Origin of the sequence: Cystobacter fuscus, assembly GCF_002305875.1 — a bacterium.
Lineage (GTDB): Bacteria > Myxococcota > Myxococcia > Myxococcales > Myxococcaceae > Cystobacter > Cystobacter fuscus_A.
This window is the reverse complement of sequence record NZ_CP022098.1, coordinates 10,259,400-10,278,301: the sequence shown is the minus strand read 5'-3', so window position 1 is coordinate 10,278,301 and position 18,902 is coordinate 10,259,400. Positions and strand designations below refer to the sequence as shown.

Below are 18,902 nucleotides of genomic sequence, written 5' to 3'. Positions count from 1 at the left end.
ACGCCGAGGAGATCATGCACGGCCAGCTGTTCTTCCCGGGCTCATGGCACCTCGTCGGGGAAGACGTGCTGTCCGTTCCCTCCCAGTGGAAGCGAAGTCTCCGACAGCACGGCCGACATGGGCAGTGGGCCATACAGGTGCGGGAATAGTCCCGGGCGACGGCCACCCGAGGCGGGCTCCCAGCGCAGCGCGGCGCCCAGTGCCGCCGGGTCGACGGCCACCAGCCACAGGTCACGTTCCCCCGAGCGGTGCTTGCGTGCGCTCTCACGCACCTGCTCGGCCGTGGACAGGTGCAGGAAGCCATCGCGCGTGTCATCGGCCGAGCCGTGATAGGCACCCATCGTTCTGGCGGCTCGCCAGTCGGCGCCGCGGACGAGCGTATAGATCGGGGAGTTCATGCCCTCTCCCCTATCGCACCTGTACGGGTGGTGACAGTTGGTTTCTGGCAGGGACACACTCTCTGAGATCAATCCACTGGCCCGAGCTCTGTGGCGCCACCGCCATCCCGACCTGGTGCCGATTGTTCGAGAGACCTTGGAGCAACTCGACCTGTCGGAGTTGAACTCCCTGCGGGGTCTACGACTGCTTCTGGAGAAGTCACCCGAGGAACTTCGCATATGGGCTCAGGACATGTCGGTGCCCATAAAGGACAAGACGGAAGTCCTCACGGTGCTCGAAGAAGAGTTGCCCGACGCATGGCTGCCTACCCTTTCCGTCTTTATCTCCACGGCGGAGGCTAGGGTCGATAGTGCGGTGAGCCAGGATGGAGAGGCCGCTTACTTCTGCGAGCGCTTGCTGCTCCTCCTGCTCGGGCAGGAGCGGCTCCTCCCGAGGGTTGCTCCCGAAGTCCGCTTTGATTTGCGCATCCTGGCCCGGAGACTGCTCTCTGCGACGTCTCTCAACTGCGCCACGCGAGCAGCCAGCCTCCTGGCGTTGATAGGCCAGCCGGAGGATGTTGCTCTCCTGGAGAGACACCGTCCGGCGGAGCCGATTCTGGCCAGTCTCTTCGATGAGGCGGCCCAGGTTCTGCGCCGCATCCAGGAAAAATGAGCCTCCTCGCGGAAAGCGAGGAGGCCTATTCGGCTGGTTTAGGCGGCGCACAGCAGCAGCAAGCCCGAGCGAAGACGGGAGACGATGCGCGTTTCCGAGAGGCGTCCCGAGTCGTCGAACAGTGATGCATTGATGAAGCGGAGGCGCTCCTTGTCGCCCATGCCGCCGAGGACGGTCACCCGAGCGGTGAATCCGCCCCGGGCGGCGATGACATTACCCAGGGAACAAGAGGCAGTTGACGAGTTGTCTTGACGAGTTGTCAGACACCCACCCAGCGGACGAGGGGATGGAGACTCATGGCTGAGATTTGCCGTGGCCTGGATAGGGCTCGACCACGAGAGCGTTGGGCGGACGCTCCTCCTGCTGCGGAGGCTTCGGCGCGATGACGTACTCGCCCGGAGTACCCGGACGGATGGACATGTAGGGGTCCACCTTCACTGGGATACCGAATACCGTGACCTTCTTGCGCGTCTCGGGCTTGCCAAACTCCGTGGAAGGGGGCGGCTTCGTCTCGGACATTCCCCGAGTCTAACGCCGACGCACCCAGGGTGGGAAACCCGTGCTGCTACCTACCGGGCTCTCTCGCGCGGGGAGGCCCAGCGTCCTCGACAGACAGCTCTCAATGAGGCGCACCCGATCTCCCGTGTGCACCAGGTCCGCGAGCGTGCGCGGCACGGGCAGGCTCGAGCCGATGTAGTGCCAGGTCCGGTGGTGCTCCCACGCCAGGGCGAAGAGCCGCTGCCTCGTCTCCTACCAGGCTCACCTCCGTGCGCGGCTCCTCCCCGGAGGCGACCTCCGCCGCTGTCCTGCCTCCCGGCGGCAGGGCGAGCGCGCGCCGCAGCAGCGCGTCGAGCGGCTCCCACTCGATGAGGAAGCCATCGTGGCCGTAGGGGCTGGAGAGCGCGGCGTACTCCGCGTGGCAGCCCAGTGCGCTCAGGCTCCGGGTCAGCTCCTCCATGTGCCGGGCGGGAAAGAGCTGGTCCTCCTCGATGCCCACGCACAGCGCGCTCGCCTGGATGCGCGGCACGCCCCACGTTCCCCGGGTGTTGGGCTCGGGGGACCGCGAGAGATCATGGTGATCCATGGCGCCCAGGAGCGCCAGGTAGGACCGGGCATCGAAGCGCGCCCGGAGCTTGGTTCCCTGGTGTTCCAGGTAGCTCTGGATGGGGTAGTGCCCCCGAGAGGACCAGCCCGGGGCCTGGGTCTCTCCGGGCCGGGGCCGACCGCGTCCGTGGTGCGCGTCCATGCCCGGCTCCGCGCGGTAGGTGAGGGTGGCGAGCTGGCGCGCCAGCTCCAGTCCCCGCTCGGGGTTGTTCGGATACCCGGGGTCCGCCAGCAAGGTCTGCCGCGCCACGTGGTTCCACCCCACCACCCACGCGCTCGACTCGCTCGCGGCGGCGATGGGCGCGATGCGCTCGAAGCGCTCGGGCGCCAGCACCGCGAGGCACAGGACGATCATCCCCCCGAGCGAGCCGCCCGTGAGGAGCGACACGCGCTCGATGCCCAGCGCGTCCAGGGACTGGAGGATGGCGCGCGCCTGATCCCACGGGGTGATCGTCGCCGGGAGGTGCGTCTCGTCGAGCCGCAGGTCTCCCTTGAGCAGCGGCGCGGGGGGACCGAAGCGCGCGTCATCCACGCGCCGGGGAAAGCCCTCGTCCGCCGGGCCCGAGCTGCCATAGCAGGAGCCCAGGTTGTTGAAGCACAGCAGCCGCACCCGCTCGGGATCCAACGCGCGGCCCGGTCCGATGACGGGCTCCCACCAGCCGCCCGGCCCTCCGGCGCGCATGTCCCCGGTGAGCGCGTGGACGAGCAGCACCGTGGGCACGGACGGGTCGGGGGCCACGCGCTCCGGGTGCAGGAGCGAGTCGGTCCGCTCGTCCAGCTCGGCCCGGGTGCGGCGCACGACCTCGAGCGCGTTGTCCCGCACCGCTTCCTCGGAGAGGAGGTGGGCGCGGGATTGGAGCCAGGGGAGATCCCCGGCGGGTCCCCACCACCAGCCCCGCGCGATGTGGGAGCGGATCCGGGCACCGGCCTCGAGGGGCAGGTCGGGCAGGGGAAGGTCGAAGACGCGGGCGGTGGGAGCGGACATGGCGGGTCTCCAGGAAGAAGCGAGGAAGGGGCTCAGGCCTCCGAGAGCGCCTGCTCCAGGTCCGCGGTGATGTCGTCGATGTGCTCCAGACCCACCGACAGCCGGACGAGTCCGTCCGTCACGCCGGTGCTCAGGCGCTCCTCGGGGGTGAGCTGCTGGTGGGTGGTGCTCGCCGGGTGGATGATGAGCGAGCGCGTGTCACCGATGTTGGCCAGCAGGCTCCACAGCTTCACGCCGTCGATGAGCCGCCGTCCCGCGTCCACGCCGCCGCGCACCCCGAACGTCACCAGGCCGCCCGAGCCGTTGCGCAGGTACTTCTTCGCGAGCGGGAAGGAGGGATCCTCCTCCAGGCCAGGGTAGCGCACCCACTCCACCTTCGGGTGCTGGCGCAGCCAGCGGGCCACGGCCAGGGCGTTCTGCGAGTGGCGCTCCACGCGCAGCTTGAGTGTCTCCAGGCCCAGGATGAAGGCGTGCGCGTTGAAGGGGCTGAGCGCGGGGCCGAGGTCGCGCAGGCCCTCCAGGCGCGCCTTGGCGATGAACGCCGCCGGGCCGAGCGCCTCGTGCAGCCGCAGGCCGTGGTAGCTGGGGTTGGGGTCGGTGAACTCGGGGAAGCGGCCGTTGTTCCAGGGGAAGTTGCCGCCATCCACGATGACGCCACCAATGGAGGTGCCATGGCCGCCGATGTACTTCGTCGCGCTGTGCACCACGATGTGGGCCCCGTGGCGCAGCGGGTTGAAGAGCGCCGGGGACAGCGCCGTGTTGTCCACGATGAGGGGGATGCCCGCCTCCCTGGCGATTTCCCCCAGCGCCTCGAAGTCCGGGATGTCCAGGCGCGGGTTGCCGATGGACTCGATGTAGAGCGCCTTCGTCCTGGGCCCGATGGCCGCGCGCACCGTCTCCAGCTCGTTCACGTCCGCGAAGCGCGCCTGGATGCCCAGCCGCGCCAGCGTCACCTTGAAGAGGTTGTACGTGCCGCCGTAGAGGCTGGTGGCGGTGACGAACTCGTCTCCGGCCTTGAGGAGGGTGAGCAGCGCGATCGTCTCGGCGGCCTGGCCCGACGCCACCGCGAGCGCTCCCACGCCGCCCTCGAGCGCGGCGATGCGCTTCTCGAAGACGTCCGTGGTGGGGTTGGTGATGCGCGTGTAGATGTTGCCCGGCTCCTTGAGCGCGAAGAGGTCCGCCGCGTGCTGCGCGTTGCGGAAGCGGTAGCTCGTCGTCTGGTAGATGGGCACCGCGCGCGAGCCGGTGGTGGGCTCGGGCTCGTAGCCGGCGTGGAGCGACAGCGTCTCGAAGTGCTGCGAGGGGGTCTGCTTCGTGCTCATGGGGTGCTCCTCGAGTGGGGTGAAGCCACGAGGACACCGGCAGCCCTGAAACGACCGAGCCCACCGGCCCCTCGTGGGGGATGGTGGGCTCCGCGCTCTCTGCCACTGGTCGACGGACGTCGGTCAACCGGTGGCGGGCGCGCGCCCACCACTCGGCATCAACATTCGACGACAGTTCAGAGCCACGGAGATCATGACGGGCGGCAAGATGCGCCTCCTCCGCCATCTTGTCAATACATCCGCCGTAGCGGATAAGTGACGCTTTCGAAAGCAGGCAGGCGGACGTGCCTGGCGCGGGGGTCGGGAGGACGTCCTCCATCCATCACCTGGAGCGGGACGCCAGAGGGGGGGTCCGTGGACTAATAGGAAAAGCAAAGAGAAGATGCGGGGGTGACCCCCTCGGTTCCCCCCCCTGCCCCAGGCAAGTTCACCGCGTCGGGCCGTTTCGCGGCGGTCAACGCGGCGGTCAAGTCGCTCTGGATGGTGCCGCCCCGGGTGATGTTGCAGCGCCGCGCCTCGCGCACGCTGCTGATGCACGCGCTGCGGGCCTCCGCCCGGGTGCTGTTGTTGCTGGCCGCGGATGCCACGGCCTTCGTGCTGGCGCGCGCCGCGCTGAATGCCTTTCAGACGAGTCACCGCTTCGAGCCACTCGACGCGGCCACGCGCTGGGCGGTGCCTCCGCTGGGTTCCGCGGGCGGCTGGCAGATGGGGGCCGCGCTCGTGGTGGGGCTGCTGGTGGCGGGGGCCTACCACTCGGGGGATGACTGGCGTTCGCCGCGGAAGATCGTCAGTGGCGTGTTGCTCGCCGTGGGCCTGGTGCTCTGGCGAGATCTGTGGCTGCGCGGCATCGCCCCCGTGGTGGTGCACTACATCACGGCGGTGGCGGGCCTCGGTGTCGCCCTGGTGGGGGCACGCCGGGGGCTGGCCTGGCTCATCGCCCGGCTGATCCGCATTCCCTTCTTCAGCTCGCCCGCCGAGCGGGTGCTGCTGGTGGGCGACCCGGAGGCCCTGGAGAGTCGCCGGGTGCGAGAGCGTCTGGAGCACTTCGGCGTGCTGGACATGATGGGCTGGGTGTCCATCCAGAAGAGCGCGCGGGTCTCCGGCGAGGACAAGCTGCTCGGCTCGTTGGACGACCTGTGGAGCGTGCTGCAGAACAACTCCGCGGACACCGTGGTGCTCTGCGGGATGCTCGGGGACTCGCAGCTCAGGCAGTTGCTCGAGGCGGTGGACTCCGCGGGCGTGCGGCTGCTCGCCGTGTCCCGATATGACCGGCTCGGCGGCTGGGTGCGCCCCTCGCCCATCTCCTACCGCGCCATGCCCTTCATGGAGCTGACGCTGCCGTCGCTGCGCGCGCAGCAGCTGTGGGTGAAGCGGATCGTGGACCTGGTGGGGGCGGGGCTGGGGCTCTTGCTCATCTCGCCGCTGCTCATGCTGATCGCGGCCGCCATCAAGCTCGACTCGCGCGGGCCCGTCTTCTTCGCCCAGGAGCGCGTGGGGCGCGGTGGCCGTACCTTCCGCATGATGAAGTTCCGCACCATGCGGGTGGGCGCGGACGCGGAGAAGGCGAAGCTGGCGCACCTGAATACCAGCGGGGACGCGCGCCTGTTCAAGATTCCCAATGATCCGCGCGTCACGCGCGTGGGGGCCGTGCTGCGCAAGTGGAGCCTGGACGAGCTGCCCCAGCTCTTCAACGTGCTGCGCGGGGAGATGTCCATCGTGGGGCCCCGGCCCTTCTTCGAGTCGGACCTGGCCACCTACCGCGACCACCACTTCGGCCGGCTGGGGGCCCGTCCGGGCATCACCGGCCTGTGGCAGGTCAGCGGCCGCAGCTCCATCACCGACTTCGAGGAGGTGGTGCGGCTGGACTGCGAGTACATCCACCGCTGGTCGCTCTGGCTGGACATTGAAATCCTCTTCCGCACGTTGCCAGCGGTGCTCCGGCGCACGGGCGCCTACTGAGCGGCGGCCACGTCCAGGGCCAGTTCGATCATCTCGTCGAACGTGGTCTGGCGGTCGGCGGCGCTGAGGGACTCCCGGGTGAGGAGGTGGTCGGACACCGTGAGCAGGCCGAGGGCGCGGGCGCCGAACTCGGCCGCGACGCCGTAGAGGCCGGCCACCTCCATCTCCACCGCGAGCATGCCCATGCGGGCATAGAGGGCGTTCTTCGCCGCCTCGCCCTCGGGGGAGTAGAAGAGATCCGAGGTGAACACGCTGCCCACGCGCACGGGCCGCCCGCGCTTCTCGGCGGCTTCCACCGCGTGGCGGGCGAGCGTGAAGTCCGCCACGGCGGGGAAGTCATGGCCGCCCAGGCGCATGCGGTTGACGTTGGAGTCGGTGCCCGCGGCCGTCGCCACGATGATGTCGCGCAGCTTCACGTCCTGGCGCAGGGCGCCGCAGCTGCCCACGCGGAGGATGACGCGCACGCCGTACTCGCGGATGAGCTCGGTGGTGTAGATGGAGAGCGAGGGGATGCCCATGCCATGGCCCATCACGGACAGCCGGCGGCCCTGGTGGGTGCCCGTGTAGCCGAACATGTTGCGGACCGAGGTGACCTCGCGTGCGTCCTGGAGGAAGCGCTGGGCGATGTAGCGGGCGCGCAGGGGATCTCCGGGCATGAGGATCACCTCGGCGAAGTCTCCCGGTGCGGCGGAAATGTGAGGAGTAGACATGGGGTGGCAGCATAGCCCCCCTCCCTCGGGGACGGGATGAAGTTCCGGAATCCACCGCACCGGTGACCGCGCCCTGGAGTTTCCAGGAGATCCACCCCGAACGGGGTCGCCCCGTGGGCCCATGCCCTGCCCCGCGATGCGTTGGCGCCGGTCTTGCTCGTGACAATCCTTGCGCGCAGACCATGCGTTCCCTGTCCTTCCGTTCGCTCTTTCTGCTGCTGATGGTGACACCAGTGGTGGTGGCGACGGGGCTGTTGGGCTGGTTGTCCTACCGGGCCGCCCGCGAGGTGGTGGCGCAGGACGCCATCCGGGCGGTGGAGATCGCCGCCAACGCACGGGAACAATCGCTGAAGTTCCGCCTCTCCCGGCAGCGTGAGCGCGCCCAGGGCTTCCTGAACCTCACGCGCGTGCGGTGTGCGCCCATGCCCGAGCGCGAGCGCACCCGGTGTTTCCGGGACGCGCTCGCCGACTTCGCCTTCACCGAGACGGCACTGGGGGCGCGGCTCCAGCTCTCCCACGGAGAGCCGCTGCGGGTGGGCACCGCACCGGAGGATCCGGCGCCCCTGGCTCGGCTGCCGCCCGGCCAGTGGGTGCGCTTCGAGCCGGGACAGGGCTTCGAGCGCGTGTACGAACTCATCGTCCACTCCGGAGACGACCTGCTGGGGATCCGCTTCGGCCTGGGTCCCATCAACGGCATCTTCCTGGATCGCTATGGGTTGGGGATGTCCGGAGAGACCTTCCTGGTAGACCCCGAGGGCGCCTTCCTCACGACGCCGAAGTACCCCGGGTACGGAGTGGAGAGCCATCCCCTCGACTCGCGGCCCATCGGGCTGTGTCTGGAGGGCCGGGACGACGAGATGGCGGGGGTGGACTATCGCGGCGTCCAGGTCATCCACGCCTTTCGCTACGTCGAGGAGATAGGCGGGGGCTGCATCATGGCCCAGATCGAGCATGACGAGGCCTTCGCCCCGGCGTACAGGTTGCGCCTCCGGGTGGCCCAGGCCTCCGCCGCGCTGGTGTCGCTCACCGTGGGGCTGTCCTTCCTCTTCTCGCGCCGGCTGTCGCGCCCCGTGCGCAACCTCACGCGGACGGCGCGGGCGCTGCAGGCGGGGGACTTCGACGTCGCGGTGCCGGCCGAGGGCCCCGGGGAGTTGAAGACCTTCGCCACCACCTTCGAGCGGATGGCGCGCTCGCTCCAGGCCTCCACCGACGAGCGCAACCAGTTGCTCGTGCGCGAGACGGAGGCCCGCCAGGAGGCCGAGTCCCAGAAGGCGCTGCTGCGGCTCATCATCGAGCAGAGCGGCGAGGGCCTCATCATGGCGGACACGAGTGGAACCGTTCGTCTCTTCAACGCCGCCGCCGAGCGTCACCATGGGGCCACCGCGGCGCAGGCGGCCGCGCCGTTCGATGCCCGGCCCTACAAGCTCTTCACGGTGGACGGGCGGGCCATGACGCGCGAGGACGCTCCCCTACAACGGGCGGTGCGGGGCGAGGTCGTCACCAACTTCCGTTGGCGGGTGCTCCGGCCGGATGGCCAGTGGCGCACGTTGGAGGGAACGGCCTCGCCGCTGCGCCAGCCCGATGGCACTCCCGTGGGCGGGGTCCTCATCGCCCATGACGTCACCCAGCAGCAGCAGGCCGAGGCCGATCGCGAGCGGTTGGTGCGCGAGCTGAAGGCGGAGCGCACGCGCCTGGTGGCGCTCGCGGGCCTGTCGCGCGCCCTGGCCGAGTCCCGGTTGTCGCTGGAGTCCATCCTGGACACCACGTGCTGGCAACTGGCCGAGCACGTCGGGGACGTGTGCTGCTGGCGGATGGTCTCCGCGGATGGTCGTCTGCTGGAGGCCCGGGTGCTCCATGCCCGGGACCCGGAGCTGGAGGCCAGTGCCCGCCAGTTCCTGATGCAGGTGCCCCTGCGCACCCAGGACGAGGCGCCGGCCCGGGCATTGGCCTCGGACGAGCCCCTGCTCGTGTCTCCCGAAGCACCGGGTCTGCGCGACATGTTCCTGGCGGTGCCGCCCAAGGGAGCGCTGGAGCTCGAGCGGTGGCGGCCGAACGGTGTCGCCCTGCTGCCCTTGCGCGCTCCGGGGCGGACCCTCGGCTTGATGGTGCTCTACCGGTTCGTTCCCAACCCGGCCTACTCCGAGGATGATCTCGTGCTCTTCCGCGAGGTCGTCGATCGCACGGCGCTGGCCATCGAGAACGCCCGGCTCTTCCAGCAGGAGCAACAGGCGGTGCGCATCCGGGACGACCTGGTGGCCGTGGTGTCCCATGATCTGCGCAATCCCATCTCCGCCATCTCCATGTCGGCCAGCGTGATGCTCAAGCGCGAGGGGCTCACCGACTGGCAGGCCAAGGGGCTCAGCCGCATCTACTCGGCGGCGGATCGGGCGCTGCGGATGATCCGGGATCTGCTCGATTCCACCCAGGCGCGCGTGGGGGGCATCCCCGTGTCGCCCAGACCGCTCGACCTGCACGGGCTCGCGCGGCACGTGGTGGAGGAAGTGCAGCTCGCGCACCCCGAGCGGCACATCCTCTTCCTGGCGAGTGGGGACGCGTACGGCGCATGGGACGCGGACCGCATGGCCCAGGTCATCACCAACCTGGTGGGCAACGCCGTGCAGCACAGCCCCGTGGACAGCGCGGTGCGCGTGGAGTCGCGGGGCCTGGAGGCGGAGGTCCAGTTGAGCGTCCACAACGAGGGCTCGCCCATTCCCGCCGAGGAGCTGTCGACCTTGTTCGAGCCCTTCCGGCGGGGGCGGGGGGCGACGGGTGCTCCGGGCAGCGTGGGCCTGGGCCTCTTCATCACCCGGCAGATCGTCGAGGCGCACGGGGGTGTCATCGAGGTGAGCTCCCAGGCGGGGGAGGGGACCTTGTTCCGGGTCCGTTTCCCCCGCGACGAGCTGCCCTCACTCCCGGCGGCGTGAGCTATGGCGCCGTGCACTTCACCGGGCTGGCCGTGCCCTGGAAGAAGTAGAGGTAGGGGTCCGGCGCGAGCACGAAGTTGCAGGTGTTCACGCTGTCCGGATCGAGGTCGGGGTGGTTGCGCACGTAGCTGGCGATGTAGTCGCGCACGCCATCGGCCGAGGTCCACAGCACACGGCCCTCGCGGTACATGGTGTAGCCGCCGCCGCCGCCCGCCCGGTAGTTGTTGATGGCGACGTGGAAGACGTCCGTGTCGCTCACGTCCTTGCCCTTGAAGCGCAGGTGGGTGAGGCGCGAGCCGGCGGGCCGGGTGAGGTCGTACCCGTACTCGATGCCCGAGTACAAATCCCAGTTGTAGTCGGCCACGGTGCTGGTCAGGGCGCTCCGGGGCCGCGAGGCATCGGGCGGGGCCTGGGTGTTCCAGGGGGCGAAGTAGTTCGCGTTCCACTCCAGGGCGCGGCGCAGGATGGAGCCGGTGATCTCCATCACGTAGAGCGTGTTGTCATAGATGTAGATGCTGTAGGCGTCGCGCAGGGTGAGGTTTCCCGCGGGCAGCTGGCCCTCGTCGGTGAAGAGGGCCGCGAGCGAGAAGTCCACGGGATGGCCGTTCTCCTTGGCCGCCTCCTCCTGCACGGTGTTGATGAGGTCCGCGAGCGCGCTGTCCACGTAGCGCGCCTGCAGGCCACCGGGAAACGCCGCGCGCGTGGAGCCGATGGGCGTGTTGACGTAGGCGACGGTGGTGTCGTGGTAGCCGCGCACGAGCCGCGTCACCTCCGCGTCCTCCGCCACGCTGGCGTCCACCTTGAGCAGGCGCGAGTCCTTGCCCTCCACCTTCCAGTGTCCGTCCTCGTGGACGAGCGACAGGTCCACCACGCCCAGGTGGCTGCCCCAGCGGTTGGGCTGGATGAGCAGCACGTCCTGGCCGCTCGTGTTGCGCAGGAGCATCTTGGGGATGGGCTGGTGGGTGTGGCCGGTGAGCATCACGTCGATGCCCTCGACCTGCTGGGCGATCTGCACGGCCTGGTTCTCGCCGGGCAGGTTGCCGCGGTCGGTCCACTTCGACGTGTCCGCGTAGTCCACGAGCCAGCTCGTCGGATCGCTCGCGCTGCCGGTGGGCTGCTTGTCCGGGCCGCTGTGGATGGCCACCACCACCACGTCCGCGCCCGCGCGCCGCAGCTCGGGCACGTACTTGCGGGCCGTCTCCAGGGGGTCCGCGAAGCTCAGGCCGGGGATGTTCTCCGGGCGCTCCCAGGTGGTCACGCCCGGTGTCACCAGGCCGAGGATGCCGACCTTCACCCCGCACACGTCCTTGAGGAGGAAGGGGGTGAAGGCCTCGCCGTCATCCGCGCTCTTGCGCACGTTGGCGCCGAGCACGGGGAAGTCCAGCTCGCGCTGGAACCTGCCGAGGGTGTCCAGGCCGTAGTTGAACTCGTGGTTGCCCAGCGCCATGGCGTCATAGCGCAGCGCGTTCATGGCCACGGCCATGGGGTGCTTGGACGTCTTGTCCACCAGGGCGTAGTAGGTGCCCAGGGGCGTGCCCTGGATGGTGTCGCCCGTGTCGAGCAGGAGGTTGCACTCGGGGTTCTCCGCGCGGGCCTGCTGCACGAGCGTGGCGACCTTGGCGAGGCCCCGCTGCGCGTCCGCCTTGCCGGTGAAGTAGTCCCAGGCGAACACGTTGGTGTGCAGGTCGCTCGTCTGGAGCAGCCGCAGGGTGCGCGGAGTGGGTGGCGAGGGAGGCGGAGGCTCCGGGGATTCACAGGCGGCGAGTGGAAGGAGGGCGCAGGTGAGGACGCGGAGGAGGGCCGCGTGACGCGGGCGCGTCGCGGAACGTGGAGTCATGGAAGAGGACCTCGAGGCAGGGCCCGGAACACCTCGCCGGGCGCGCGCACCCTACTACCTGGCCCCGACCCCGGCCCTGTCCGATGGACGACCGAGCGCTCGCACGCCCCGCATTGGAGTGGAGCGGCTCATGCCCCCTTCTTATTGTCCCGCCCCCCTCATCCTCGAAGGACGGACGATGCGCGGTTCGAGCAAGACGAGAAAGCTGTGGGCGGTGCTGGTGGCGGTGTCGGTGCTGGGCGTGGGCTGTGAGAAGCCGGACGAGACGCCGGACAACCCGGCTCCGGTGGAGCCCCCCATCACCACTCCGACCCATACGTGGAGCTGGGTCGATTTCCCCAACACCCAGTGTGACGAGGGAACACCCACGGGCCTGGGCGTCAACCTGACCGACAGCAAGAACGTGGTCATCTTCTTCAATGGCGGTGGGGCCTGTTGGGACGCGCGCACCTGCCTGGAGCAGAACCTCTCCACGCATGGGCCCTTCACCAAGACCCAGTTCGATCAGCTCGCCCCGCGCATCTCGGCGGGGAACATCTTCGACCGGGCGCTGGCCAACAACCCGTACAAGGACTGGAACCACTTCTTCATCCCGTACTGCACGGGTGACCTGCACATCGGCAACGCGGACAACGTGTACACGAGTGGCTCCGTCTCCGTGACGTTCCACCACAAGGGCCGGCCGAACGCCGAGGCCTTCCTCGCGCGCATCGCCTCCACGGTGTCCGAGCCCGAGCAGGTGGTCGTCACCGGCTCGAGCGCGGGCGGCTACGGCGCGGTGCTCAACTACGCGCTCGTGCGCTCGCACTTCCCCAAGGCGAAGGTCTTCCTGCTGGACGACTCGGGGCCGATGCTCAAGAGCGACGCCATCCACCCGCTCCTGCGGGCCGCCTGGGCCAACGCGTGGAAGTACGACGCGGTGATGAACGACATCGACCCCGCGGTGAAGGATGACTTCTCGGCCATCCACCCGGCGCTCGCGCGCAAGTTCCCCGAGGATCGCATGGCGCTCTTGTCCTCGACGCAGGACCAGGTCATCCGGGGCTACATGGGGTTGCCGCCGGCCCAGTTCCAGGCGGCGCTGCTGGATCTCTCCAGCTCGGTGCTCGAGCCGCTCGCCCACACCCGTGCCTTCATCGTCCCGGGCCAGAGCCACACCATGTTGCTGAATCCCGGCGGCTACAGCGCCCAGGGCGTGCCATTGCTGGAGTGGATCAACCAGATGCACACCGTGGACGACGCCACCTGGAAGACCCTGCGGCCGTGAGTGCTTCCGGGACGCGACCTCGGGGAGAGGCCGCGCCCCGGGATTCCCGCGTTCCTACTGCCCCATGTAGGGGTAGGGGACGCGGGTAGGCGGCACGAAGTTCTCCTTGATGGTGCGCGGAGACGTCCAGCGCACCAGGTTGAGCATGGAGCCGGCCTTGTCGTTGGTGCCCGAGGCGCGCGAGCCGCCAAAGGGCTGCTGTCCCACCACCGCGCCGGTGGGCTTGTCGTTGATGTAGAAGTTGCCCGCGGTGTGGCGCAGCGTGTCCATCATCTGGCGGATGGCCTTGCGATCCCTCGCGAACACGGCGCCCGTGAGCGCGTAGGTGGCGCTCTGGTCGCACTCGCGCAGCGTCTCCTCGAAGCGCGCGTCCGGGTAGACGTACACGCCCACCACCGGCGCGAAGATCTCCTCCTGCATGATGCGGTGGCGGGGGTTGGTGAGCTGCACCAGGGTGGGCTTGACGAACCAGCCCTCGTTGCGATCCACCTCGCCGCCCGCGAGGATGGCCGCCTCGGTGCCGCCGTGCCGGGCCATCTCGATGTACGAGGAGGTCCGCTTGAAGGACTTCTCGTCGATGACCGCGCCCATGAAGTTGCGGAAGTCGCTCACGTCGCCCACGCGCAGCTCGGCGATGAGCTCCTGCAGCCGCGGCTTGAGCCGGGGCCAGATGGACTCGGGCACGTAGACGCGCGAGGCGGCCGAGCACTTCTGTCCCTGGTACTCGTAGCCGCCGCGCACGATGGCGGTGGCGAGCGCGTCCAGGTCATCGGCCGCCGAGGCGTGCGCGAAGATGAAGTCCTTGCCACCCGTCTCGCCGACGAGCCGCGGGTACTGCTTGTAGTGGGAGATGTTCTCGCCGATGAGCCGCCACATGCCCTGGAAGGTGGGAGTGGAGCCGGTGAAGTGGATGCCGCCCAGGTGGGGGCTGGCCAGCACGGGGTTGCCGATGGTGGGGCCGTCTCCGGGCAGCATGTTGATGACGCCGTCGGGCAGGCCCGCCTCGCGCAACAGCTCCATGAGGTACCAGTTGCTCAGCGCCGCCGTGCTCGAGGGCTTGAAGAGCACCACGTTGCCCATGAGGGCCGGCGCCACGCTCAGGTTGAGCGCGATGGCGGTGAAGTTGAAGGGCGCCACCGCGAAGACGAACCCGTCCAGCGGCCGGTAGTCCGTCTGGTTCCACGTCTGTGCGGAGCTCACCGGCTGCTCGTGCAGGAGCTGCTGGGCGAAGTGGACGTTGTAGCGCAGGAAGTCGATGGCCTCGCACGCCGCGTCGATCTCCGCCTGGTGCGCCGTCTTCGACTGCCCGAGCATGGTGGCGGCGTTGAGCACCGGCCGGTACTTCGTGGCCAGCAGCTCCGCGGCGCGCAGGAAGATGGCCGCGCGCTCCTCGAAGGGCATGCGCGCCCACTCGTCCTTGGCCTCCAGGGCGACCTGGATGGCCTGCTGCGCGTGGGTGGCATCCGCCTCGTGCAGCGTGGCGAGCACGTGCGAGTGCCGGTGGGGCATGCGCACCGTGTCCGTGCGGGTGGAGTGGATGCGCTTGCCGCCGATGAGGATGGGGATTTCAATCTGCTCGGAGGCCATGCGCTTGAGCGTGGCCTCGAGCCCGGCGCGCTCGGGGCTTCCGGGAGCGTAGGAGAGGATGGGCTCGTTCTGCGGAGAGGGAACGCGGACGTAGGCGTTGATCACGCGGAGCACCTGGGGGTGGAAGAAGGGCGGCGGAGCATAGCCGCTCGGTGGCAATACCCAGGAACTTCCGGGGGGGTCCTCAGCTTCCCGTCGGCGGGATGGCGCGGCGCGGCGGAAGCATCTCGCGCAGCCGGGAAACGAGGATCGCCGGGGGCACCGGCTTGACGAGGTAGATGTGGCCCTGCTCGCGGACTCCCGGGGGAGGCTCATGCCCGCTCAGGAAGAGGAAGGGCACCTGCTCCAGGGCAGGTTCGGCGCGCACCTGTCGGCACAACTCGAAGCCGTCCATGCCCGCCATGTTCACGTCCGACAGGATGATGTCGGGCGGCTGGCTCCTCGCATGGTTCAGGGCGGACGGACCGTCCTCGGCGAGCGCGCAGTCGAAGTCCGGGGCGAGCAGCAACCGCAGCGTCTGCCGCATGGACCACGAGTCGTCCACGATCAGGAGCCTCGGTTTCACGGCGGCCACCTCTCTTGGAAATGGGTGCCGCTGGTCCCCTGCATGACCCGCGCACCGCGAGCCCAACATGTTCAGTTTCGCTCGTTTTCCGCGAAGAGGGAAGGGGATGCGGGTGAATGTCAGTGGGGCCCGGAGTGTCCGGCGCCGCCCACCCCTTGTTGGGCGTCGGGCCGGGCCACCTCCGCGACGAGCATGTCCACCAGGGGAGAGAGCTCGGCGGTGGGCGCGGCGATGCTGCATGCCGCTCCCCCGTGGACCAGGCCCACCACCCGCAGGTGTCGGTCCACCACGGGGGCGCCCGAGTCCCCCGGCGCACCCCTCAAGCTGGTGAAGAGCGCGCGGGGGACGTCCGGCAGGGACGGGCAGCGGCCGAGCCGCCGCAGCTCGACTTCCTGGGGCGGGATGGCACGGTCGTTGCGGCCAGCGAAGAGGAGCGCCTCGCCGGGAGTGGGGAGCCACGAGGCCACGGGCAGCGGGTGTACGGGAGCCAGGGTGTCGAAGCGCAGGACGGCCAGATCGCGCTGGGTGTCCACGACCTTCACCTCGCCCCCCAGCACCTTTCCCTCGCGCGTCACCACGGATTGCCGCGCCCCGGGGGCGCCCTTGATGCAGTGCGCCGCGGTGAGCGCATGGCGGCCGTCGGCCACGATGACGCCCGCGCAATGCCCAGGGGAGAGCGTCACCGTGGCGTCCTTGAGGGAGCGGATGTCGTCCTGCCAGGCCTCCTGGGGTGCTGGCTCCTCGGGCTTCGTGGGAGAGCAGCCCAGCAGCCCCAGTCCCAGGAGCAGTCCCGCCAGTGTCGCGCGCTTCATCTCACGCCTCCCGTCTTCCCGCGGCGCCTTCCCGGCTCCGCTTCCTGGAAGGACGATGTGCATGCTCCGGGCGCGGCCCTCGCCGCAGGTTCGCCTGGCGGGCGTGCCACCGGGCGCTTCGTGGAGTGCTAGGGTGGCCGCCCCATGTCTCCTGGCGGTTCCGCGGTGAATGCGCTCGTCGAGCTCTTCCTGGTGCTCGCCGTGCTGGCAATGGGCGTGAAGCTGTTGATGCTCAACGCCTGGCGCGCCTTCCTCTTCGTCTTTCCGGACCGGGTGCGGCTGTTGCCCGACGCGACCGTGGAGCGGATGGAGCTGCCACCCGAGCTGGTGGCTCCGGGCGAGCAGCTCCGGGCCCTGGGCTTCCGGCCGCTCGGCGTGCACCTGGAGAAGTCCCCCTTGCGCCGGGGCACGCGCTCCTATGACTTCGTCCACCCGGAGGAGCGCGTCTTCGCCACCCTCCACGTTTCTTCCCAGGGGCAGCCCCGGCTCTACCTGCTGACGCCGCTCGCTCCCAGGGGGTTCGTGCTCACGGCCGATTCCAAACGGCCGACGGTCGACGTTCCCGGGGTGTACCGGGTGGTGGGCATGCCAGAGTGCCCTCCCGAGTTGCTCCTCCAGGCCCATCGCCTGCGGGTGCGGGAGGTCTGTCCGGCGGAAGACTTCACGTGGGAAGGCCGGTTACAGGCGGGGCGCGACTGGTATCAGGGGCCGGGTGCCCAGGAGATCCGGCGACAGAACCTGCCGGGGTTGTTATGGACGCTCGTGGCCCTCGCCATCGTGGTGTCCCTCTTCCTGGGCGGCGAGCGCGCGGTTTGATGCAGCCGGGGCGTGCACCGCGCACCGGTGGAGAGTAGGAAGAGCCATCTATGAAGAGCCTGTCCAAGAGCGAAGAAATCTATTTCCTGTCCGGGAAGCGGACGCCGTTTGGGACGTACGGTGGCGCGTTGAAGGACGTGAGCGCCACGGACCTGGCCATCGAGTCCGCCCGGGCCGCGCTCGCGCAGGCCAGGGTATCGCCCGAGTCCATCCAGCACGTGGTCTACGGCAACGTGGTGCAGACGAGCGCGGACGCCATCTACCTGCCCCGCCACGTGGGTCTCAAGACGGGGGTGCCGGTGCCGGTGCCCGCGCTGGGCGTCAACCGGCTGTGCGGCTCGGGCTTCCAGGCCTTCGTGACCGCCGCGGAGATGATGCTCACCGAGCAGGCCGATTGCGTGCTCGCCGGGGGCACCGAGTCCATGAGCCAGGCGCCCCACGTCATCCGCGGCGCGCGCTTCGGCATCCCCCTGGGCATGGGCAAGGGCAGCGGCATGGAGGACATGCTCTGGAGCGCCCTCACGGACACCTATACCGGCAATCCCATGGCGATGACCGCCGAGCAGCTCGCGGTGGACTACGCGCTGTCGCAGGACGCGGTGGACGAGTACGCGGTGCTCACCCAGAAGCGCTTCGCCGCCGCGCAGGAGTCCGGTCGCTTCGACCAGGAGATTTCCCCCGTCACGCTCAAGGGCAGGAAGGGTGACACGGTGGTCAGCCGGGACGAGCACAACCGGCCGGAGACGTCGCTCGAGGGGCTCAAGAAGCTGCCCAAGGTCTTCAAGAAGGACGGCGTGGTGCACGCGGGCGCGGCCAGCGGCATCTGCGACGGCGCGGGCTCCATGGTGATGGCGACCCGGAGCTTCGTGGAGAAGCACGGCCTCACCCCCATCGCCCGGCTGGTCAACTGGGGCATCTCCGGGTGCGATCCGAAGGTGATGGGCATCGGCCCCGCGCCCGCCATCCGCCGGCTGCTCGAGCGCGCCCAGTGCAAGCTCGGCGACGTGGACCTCTTCGAGGTGAACGAGGCCTTCGCGCCGCAGTTCCTCGCGGTGGAGAAGGAGCTGGGGCTGCCGCGCGAGCGCACCAACGTCAACGGAGGCGCCATCGCCGTGGGCCACCCGCTGGGCGCCTCGGGCGCGCGCATCACCATGACGCTCGCTTATGAGCTCAAGCGCCAGGGAGCCCGCTACGGCATCGGCTCCGCGTGCATCGGGGGCGGCCAGGGAATCGCGCTCCTCATCGAAGCGCTCTAAGAGGCGCTCTCAAGAGAATGGATCCGATGACGATGAGCAACGAGCTGGATGCGAAGGCGGCCCGGGAGCGGGCCAAGGCGATCGCCGAGCAGCGGCGGGCCGAGCGGCGCAACCGCAAGCGCCGCTGCGTGGTGTGCGGTCTGGAGGAGAGCGACAAGGCGCCCCTGGTGGCCCACCCCGATGGCATCGGGCCGTCCTGCAAGGACGACCTGTCCTGTCAGGCCCGCCGCGCCTCGGGTACGCGCTGAGCCCCCGCCCGGGCACGTCCCGGGCCCCCCTCCCACTCCCAGAGGTAGGGTGGGGGGATCCCCTGAACTGTCGTCCCAGGGGTGGAAATCGGGGTCGTTTCCTTGATGGCCGTCAAGACTCGCGATAAACCTGCGGAATCTCTTCGGCTGCACGAGGATCGGAATGGCCGTTACCAACTTCACGGGAGTGAAGGTGTTCTCCACGACGCTCGCGCGTGATCGCGAGAACATGGGTGAGAACATCACCAAGTGGCTCAAGGAGAATCCGAACGCGGACGTGGTGGACAAGACGGTCACGCAGTCCTCCGACAAGGAGTTCCACTGCCTGACCATCACCCTGTTCTACCGCCATAAGTCCTGAGCCGGACGTATCGGCCGCGGCTGGTTCGCGCGAAGGCGCTCTTCCCGGAAGCAGGGGAAGGGCGCCTTTCGTCATTTGGACTGGGCGGTAGTGGACGGA

18 protein-coding genes are annotated in these 18,902 nt (G+C 69.3%); 8 read left to right on the top strand and 10 right to left on the bottom strand.

Going from position 1 to position 18,902, the window contains the following annotated elements:
* Nucleotides 1–41: 41 nt before the first annotated feature.
* Complete coding sequence (locus tag CYFUS_RS41575) at nucleotides 42–398, bottom strand: DUF952 domain-containing protein (protein ID WP_095990246.1); 357 nt, start codon at nucleotides 396–398, stop codon at nucleotides 42–44.
* 136 nt (nucleotides 399–534) lie between these two features.
* Between CYFUS_RS41575 and CYFUS_RS41570 the strand changes: the two genes are divergently transcribed.
* Complete coding sequence (locus tag CYFUS_RS41570) at nucleotides 535–1,050, top strand: hypothetical protein (protein WP_095990245.1); 516 nt, start codon at nucleotides 535–537, stop codon at nucleotides 1,048–1,050.
* A gap of 38 nt (nucleotides 1,051–1,088) precedes the next feature.
* Here CYFUS_RS41570 and CYFUS_RS51310 read toward each other — a convergent pair whose 3' ends face one another.
* The 4 genes from CYFUS_RS51310 to CYFUS_RS41555 form a co-directional block, all read right to left on the bottom strand.
* Nucleotides 1,089–1,229 (bottom strand): hypothetical protein, encoded by a 141-nt coding sequence (locus CYFUS_RS51310; RefSeq protein ID WP_157758960.1) that lies wholly within the window; start codon nucleotides 1,227–1,229, stop codon nucleotides 1,089–1,091.
* A 115-nt stretch (nucleotides 1,230–1,344) separates the two neighbouring features.
* Nucleotides 1,345–1,569 carry a hypothetical protein gene (locus tag CYFUS_RS41565; RefSeq protein ID WP_095990244.1) on the bottom strand — a complete coding sequence of 75 codons (225 nt, stop codon included), beginning with the start codon at nucleotides 1,567–1,569 and terminating at the stop codon, nucleotides 1,345–1,347.
* Nucleotides 1,570–1,669: 100 nt separating this feature from the next.
* Nucleotides 1,670–3,139, bottom strand: a complete 1,470-nt coding sequence (locus CYFUS_RS41560; RefSeq protein ID WP_095990243.1) for an alpha/beta fold hydrolase — start codon at nucleotides 3,137–3,139, stop codon at nucleotides 1,670–1,672.
* Between the two features lie 32 nt (nucleotides 3,140–3,171).
* On the bottom strand, nucleotides 3,172–4,461 hold the full coding sequence (locus CYFUS_RS41555; protein WP_095990242.1) for an O-acetylhomoserine aminocarboxypropyltransferase/cysteine synthase family protein: 1,290 nt from the start codon (nucleotides 4,459–4,461) through the stop codon (nucleotides 3,172–3,174).
* Nucleotides 4,462–4,851: 390 nt separating this feature from the next.
* Between CYFUS_RS41555 and CYFUS_RS41550 the strand changes: the two genes are divergently transcribed.
* A complete protein-coding gene (locus CYFUS_RS41550) occupies nucleotides 4,852–6,420 on the top strand; it encodes an exopolysaccharide biosynthesis polyprenyl glycosylphosphotransferase (RefSeq protein ID WP_095990241.1) in 1,569 nt (522 codons plus the stop codon).
* On the opposite strand, the gene deoD is transcribed toward CYFUS_RS41550, so the two are convergent.
* The gene (gene deoD / locus CYFUS_RS41545; RefSeq protein WP_095990240.1) at nucleotides 6,414–7,130 is read right to left on the bottom strand and encodes a purine-nucleoside phosphorylase; all 717 of its coding nucleotides are present in this window, start codon (nucleotides 7,128–7,130) and stop codon (nucleotides 6,414–6,416) included. The genes CYFUS_RS41550 and deoD overlap by 7 nt on opposite strands.
* Nucleotides 7,131–7,312: 182 nt before the next feature.
* Between deoD and CYFUS_RS41540 the strand changes: the two genes are divergently transcribed.
* Nucleotides 7,313–10,054, top strand: a complete 2,742-nt coding sequence (locus CYFUS_RS41540; protein ID WP_095990239.1) for an ATP-binding protein — start codon at nucleotides 7,313–7,315, stop codon at nucleotides 10,052–10,054.
* 1 nt (nucleotide 10,055) lies between these two features.
* On the opposite strand, the gene CYFUS_RS41535 is transcribed toward CYFUS_RS41540, so the two are convergent.
* On the bottom strand, nucleotides 10,056–11,891 hold the full coding sequence (locus tag CYFUS_RS41535) for a bifunctional metallophosphatase/5'-nucleotidase (protein WP_095990238.1): 1,836 nt from the start codon (nucleotides 11,889–11,891) through the stop codon (nucleotides 10,056–10,058).
* 130 nt (nucleotides 11,892–12,021) lie between these two features.
* Between CYFUS_RS41535 and CYFUS_RS41530 the strand changes: the two genes are divergently transcribed.
* Nucleotides 12,022–13,158, top strand: a complete 1,137-nt coding sequence (locus tag CYFUS_RS41530; RefSeq protein WP_232537103.1) for a pectinacetylesterase family protein — start codon at nucleotides 12,022–12,024, stop codon at nucleotides 13,156–13,158.
* 54 nt (nucleotides 13,159–13,212) lie between these two features.
* Here CYFUS_RS41530 and pruA read toward each other — a convergent pair whose 3' ends face one another.
* From pruA to CYFUS_RS41515, 3 genes are all read right to left on the bottom strand, one after another.
* Nucleotides 13,213–14,850: an L-glutamate gamma-semialdehyde dehydrogenase gene (gene pruA / locus CYFUS_RS41525; protein ID WP_095992542.1), complete on the bottom strand. Its 1,638-nt coding sequence runs from the start codon at nucleotides 14,848–14,850 to the stop codon at nucleotides 13,213–13,215.
* Nucleotides 14,851–14,929: 79 nt separating this feature from the next.
* Nucleotides 14,930–15,310: a response regulator gene (locus CYFUS_RS41520; protein ID WP_095992541.1), complete on the bottom strand. Its 381-nt coding sequence runs from the start codon at nucleotides 15,308–15,310 to the stop codon at nucleotides 14,930–14,932.
* Nucleotides 15,311–15,429: 119 nt separating this feature from the next.
* Nucleotides 15,430–16,122: a S1 family peptidase gene (locus tag CYFUS_RS41515; RefSeq protein WP_095990236.1), complete on the bottom strand. Its 693-nt coding sequence runs from the start codon at nucleotides 16,120–16,122 to the stop codon at nucleotides 15,430–15,432.
* Between the two features lie 144 nt (nucleotides 16,123–16,266).
* On the opposite strand from CYFUS_RS41515, the gene CYFUS_RS41510 reads away from it, so the two are divergent.
* From CYFUS_RS41510 to CYFUS_RS41495, 4 genes are all read left to right on the top strand, one after another.
* Complete coding sequence (locus tag CYFUS_RS41510; protein ID WP_198316319.1) at nucleotides 16,267–16,938, top strand: hypothetical protein; 672 nt, start codon at nucleotides 16,267–16,269, stop codon at nucleotides 16,936–16,938.
* 50 nt (nucleotides 16,939–16,988) lie between these two features.
* Nucleotides 16,989–18,194 carry an acetyl-CoA C-acetyltransferase gene (locus CYFUS_RS41505; RefSeq protein WP_095990235.1) on the top strand — a complete coding sequence of 402 codons (1,206 nt, stop codon included), beginning with the start codon at nucleotides 16,989–16,991 and terminating at the stop codon, nucleotides 18,192–18,194.
* A gap of 32 nt (nucleotides 18,195–18,226) precedes the next feature.
* Nucleotides 18,227–18,442, top strand: a complete 216-nt coding sequence (locus CYFUS_RS41500; protein ID WP_071899186.1) for a hypothetical protein — start codon at nucleotides 18,227–18,229, stop codon at nucleotides 18,440–18,442.
* 163 nt (nucleotides 18,443–18,605) lie between these two features.
* Nucleotides 18,606–18,803 carry a hypothetical protein gene (locus tag CYFUS_RS41495; protein ID WP_095990234.1) on the top strand — a complete coding sequence of 66 codons (198 nt, stop codon included), beginning with the start codon at nucleotides 18,606–18,608 and terminating at the stop codon, nucleotides 18,801–18,803.
* The last annotated feature ends 99 nt before the right edge of the window (nucleotides 18,804–18,902 follow it).

What these genes read in the sequence shown, in the direction of transcription:
- CYFUS_RS41560 (WP_095990243.1), bottom strand. Translation starts at nt 3,139, where the DNA reads ATGTCCGCTCCCACCGCCCGCGTCTTCGACCTTCCCCTGCCCGACCTG.
- CYFUS_RS41575 (WP_095990246.1), bottom strand. Translation starts at nt 398, where the DNA reads ATGAACTCCCCGATCTATACGCTCGTCCGCGGCGCCGACTGGCGAGCC.
- CYFUS_RS41500 (WP_071899186.1), top strand. Translation starts at nt 18,227, where the DNA reads ATGAGCAACGAGCTGGATGCGAAGGCGGCCCGGGAGCGGGCCAAGGCG.
- CYFUS_RS41510 (WP_198316319.1), top strand. Translation starts at nt 16,267, where the DNA reads ATGTCTCCTGGCGGTTCCGCGGTGAATGCGCTCGTCGAGCTCTTCCTG.
- CYFUS_RS41530 (WP_232537103.1), top strand. Translation starts at nt 12,022, where the DNA reads ATGCCCCCTTCTTATTGTCCCGCCCCCCTCATCCTCGAAGGACGGACG.
- CYFUS_RS41540 (WP_095990239.1), top strand. Translation starts at nt 7,313, where the DNA reads ATGCGTTCCCTGTCCTTCCGTTCGCTCTTTCTGCTGCTGATGGTGACA.
- CYFUS_RS41535 (WP_095990238.1), bottom strand. Translation starts at nt 11,891, where the DNA reads ATGACTCCACGTTCCGCGACGCGCCCGCGTCACGCGGCCCTCCTCCGC.
- CYFUS_RS41505 (WP_095990235.1), top strand. Translation starts at nt 16,989, where the DNA reads ATGAAGAGCCTGTCCAAGAGCGAAGAAATCTATTTCCTGTCCGGGAAG.
- CYFUS_RS41495 (WP_095990234.1), top strand. Translation starts at nt 18,606, where the DNA reads ATGGCCGTTACCAACTTCACGGGAGTGAAGGTGTTCTCCACGACGCTC.
- CYFUS_RS41555 (WP_095990242.1), bottom strand. Translation starts at nt 4,461, where the DNA reads ATGAGCACGAAGCAGACCCCCTCGCAGCACTTCGAGACGCTGTCGCTC.
- CYFUS_RS41565 (WP_095990244.1), bottom strand. Translation starts at nt 1,569, where the DNA reads ATGTCCGAGACGAAGCCGCCCCCTTCCACGGAGTTTGGCAAGCCCGAG.
- CYFUS_RS41515 (WP_095990236.1), bottom strand. Translation starts at nt 16,122, where the DNA reads ATGAAGCGCGCGACACTGGCGGGACTGCTCCTGGGACTGGGGCTGCTG.
- deoD (WP_095990240.1), bottom strand. Translation starts at nt 7,130, where the DNA reads ATGTCTACTCCTCACATTTCCGCCGCACCGGGAGACTTCGCCGAGGTG.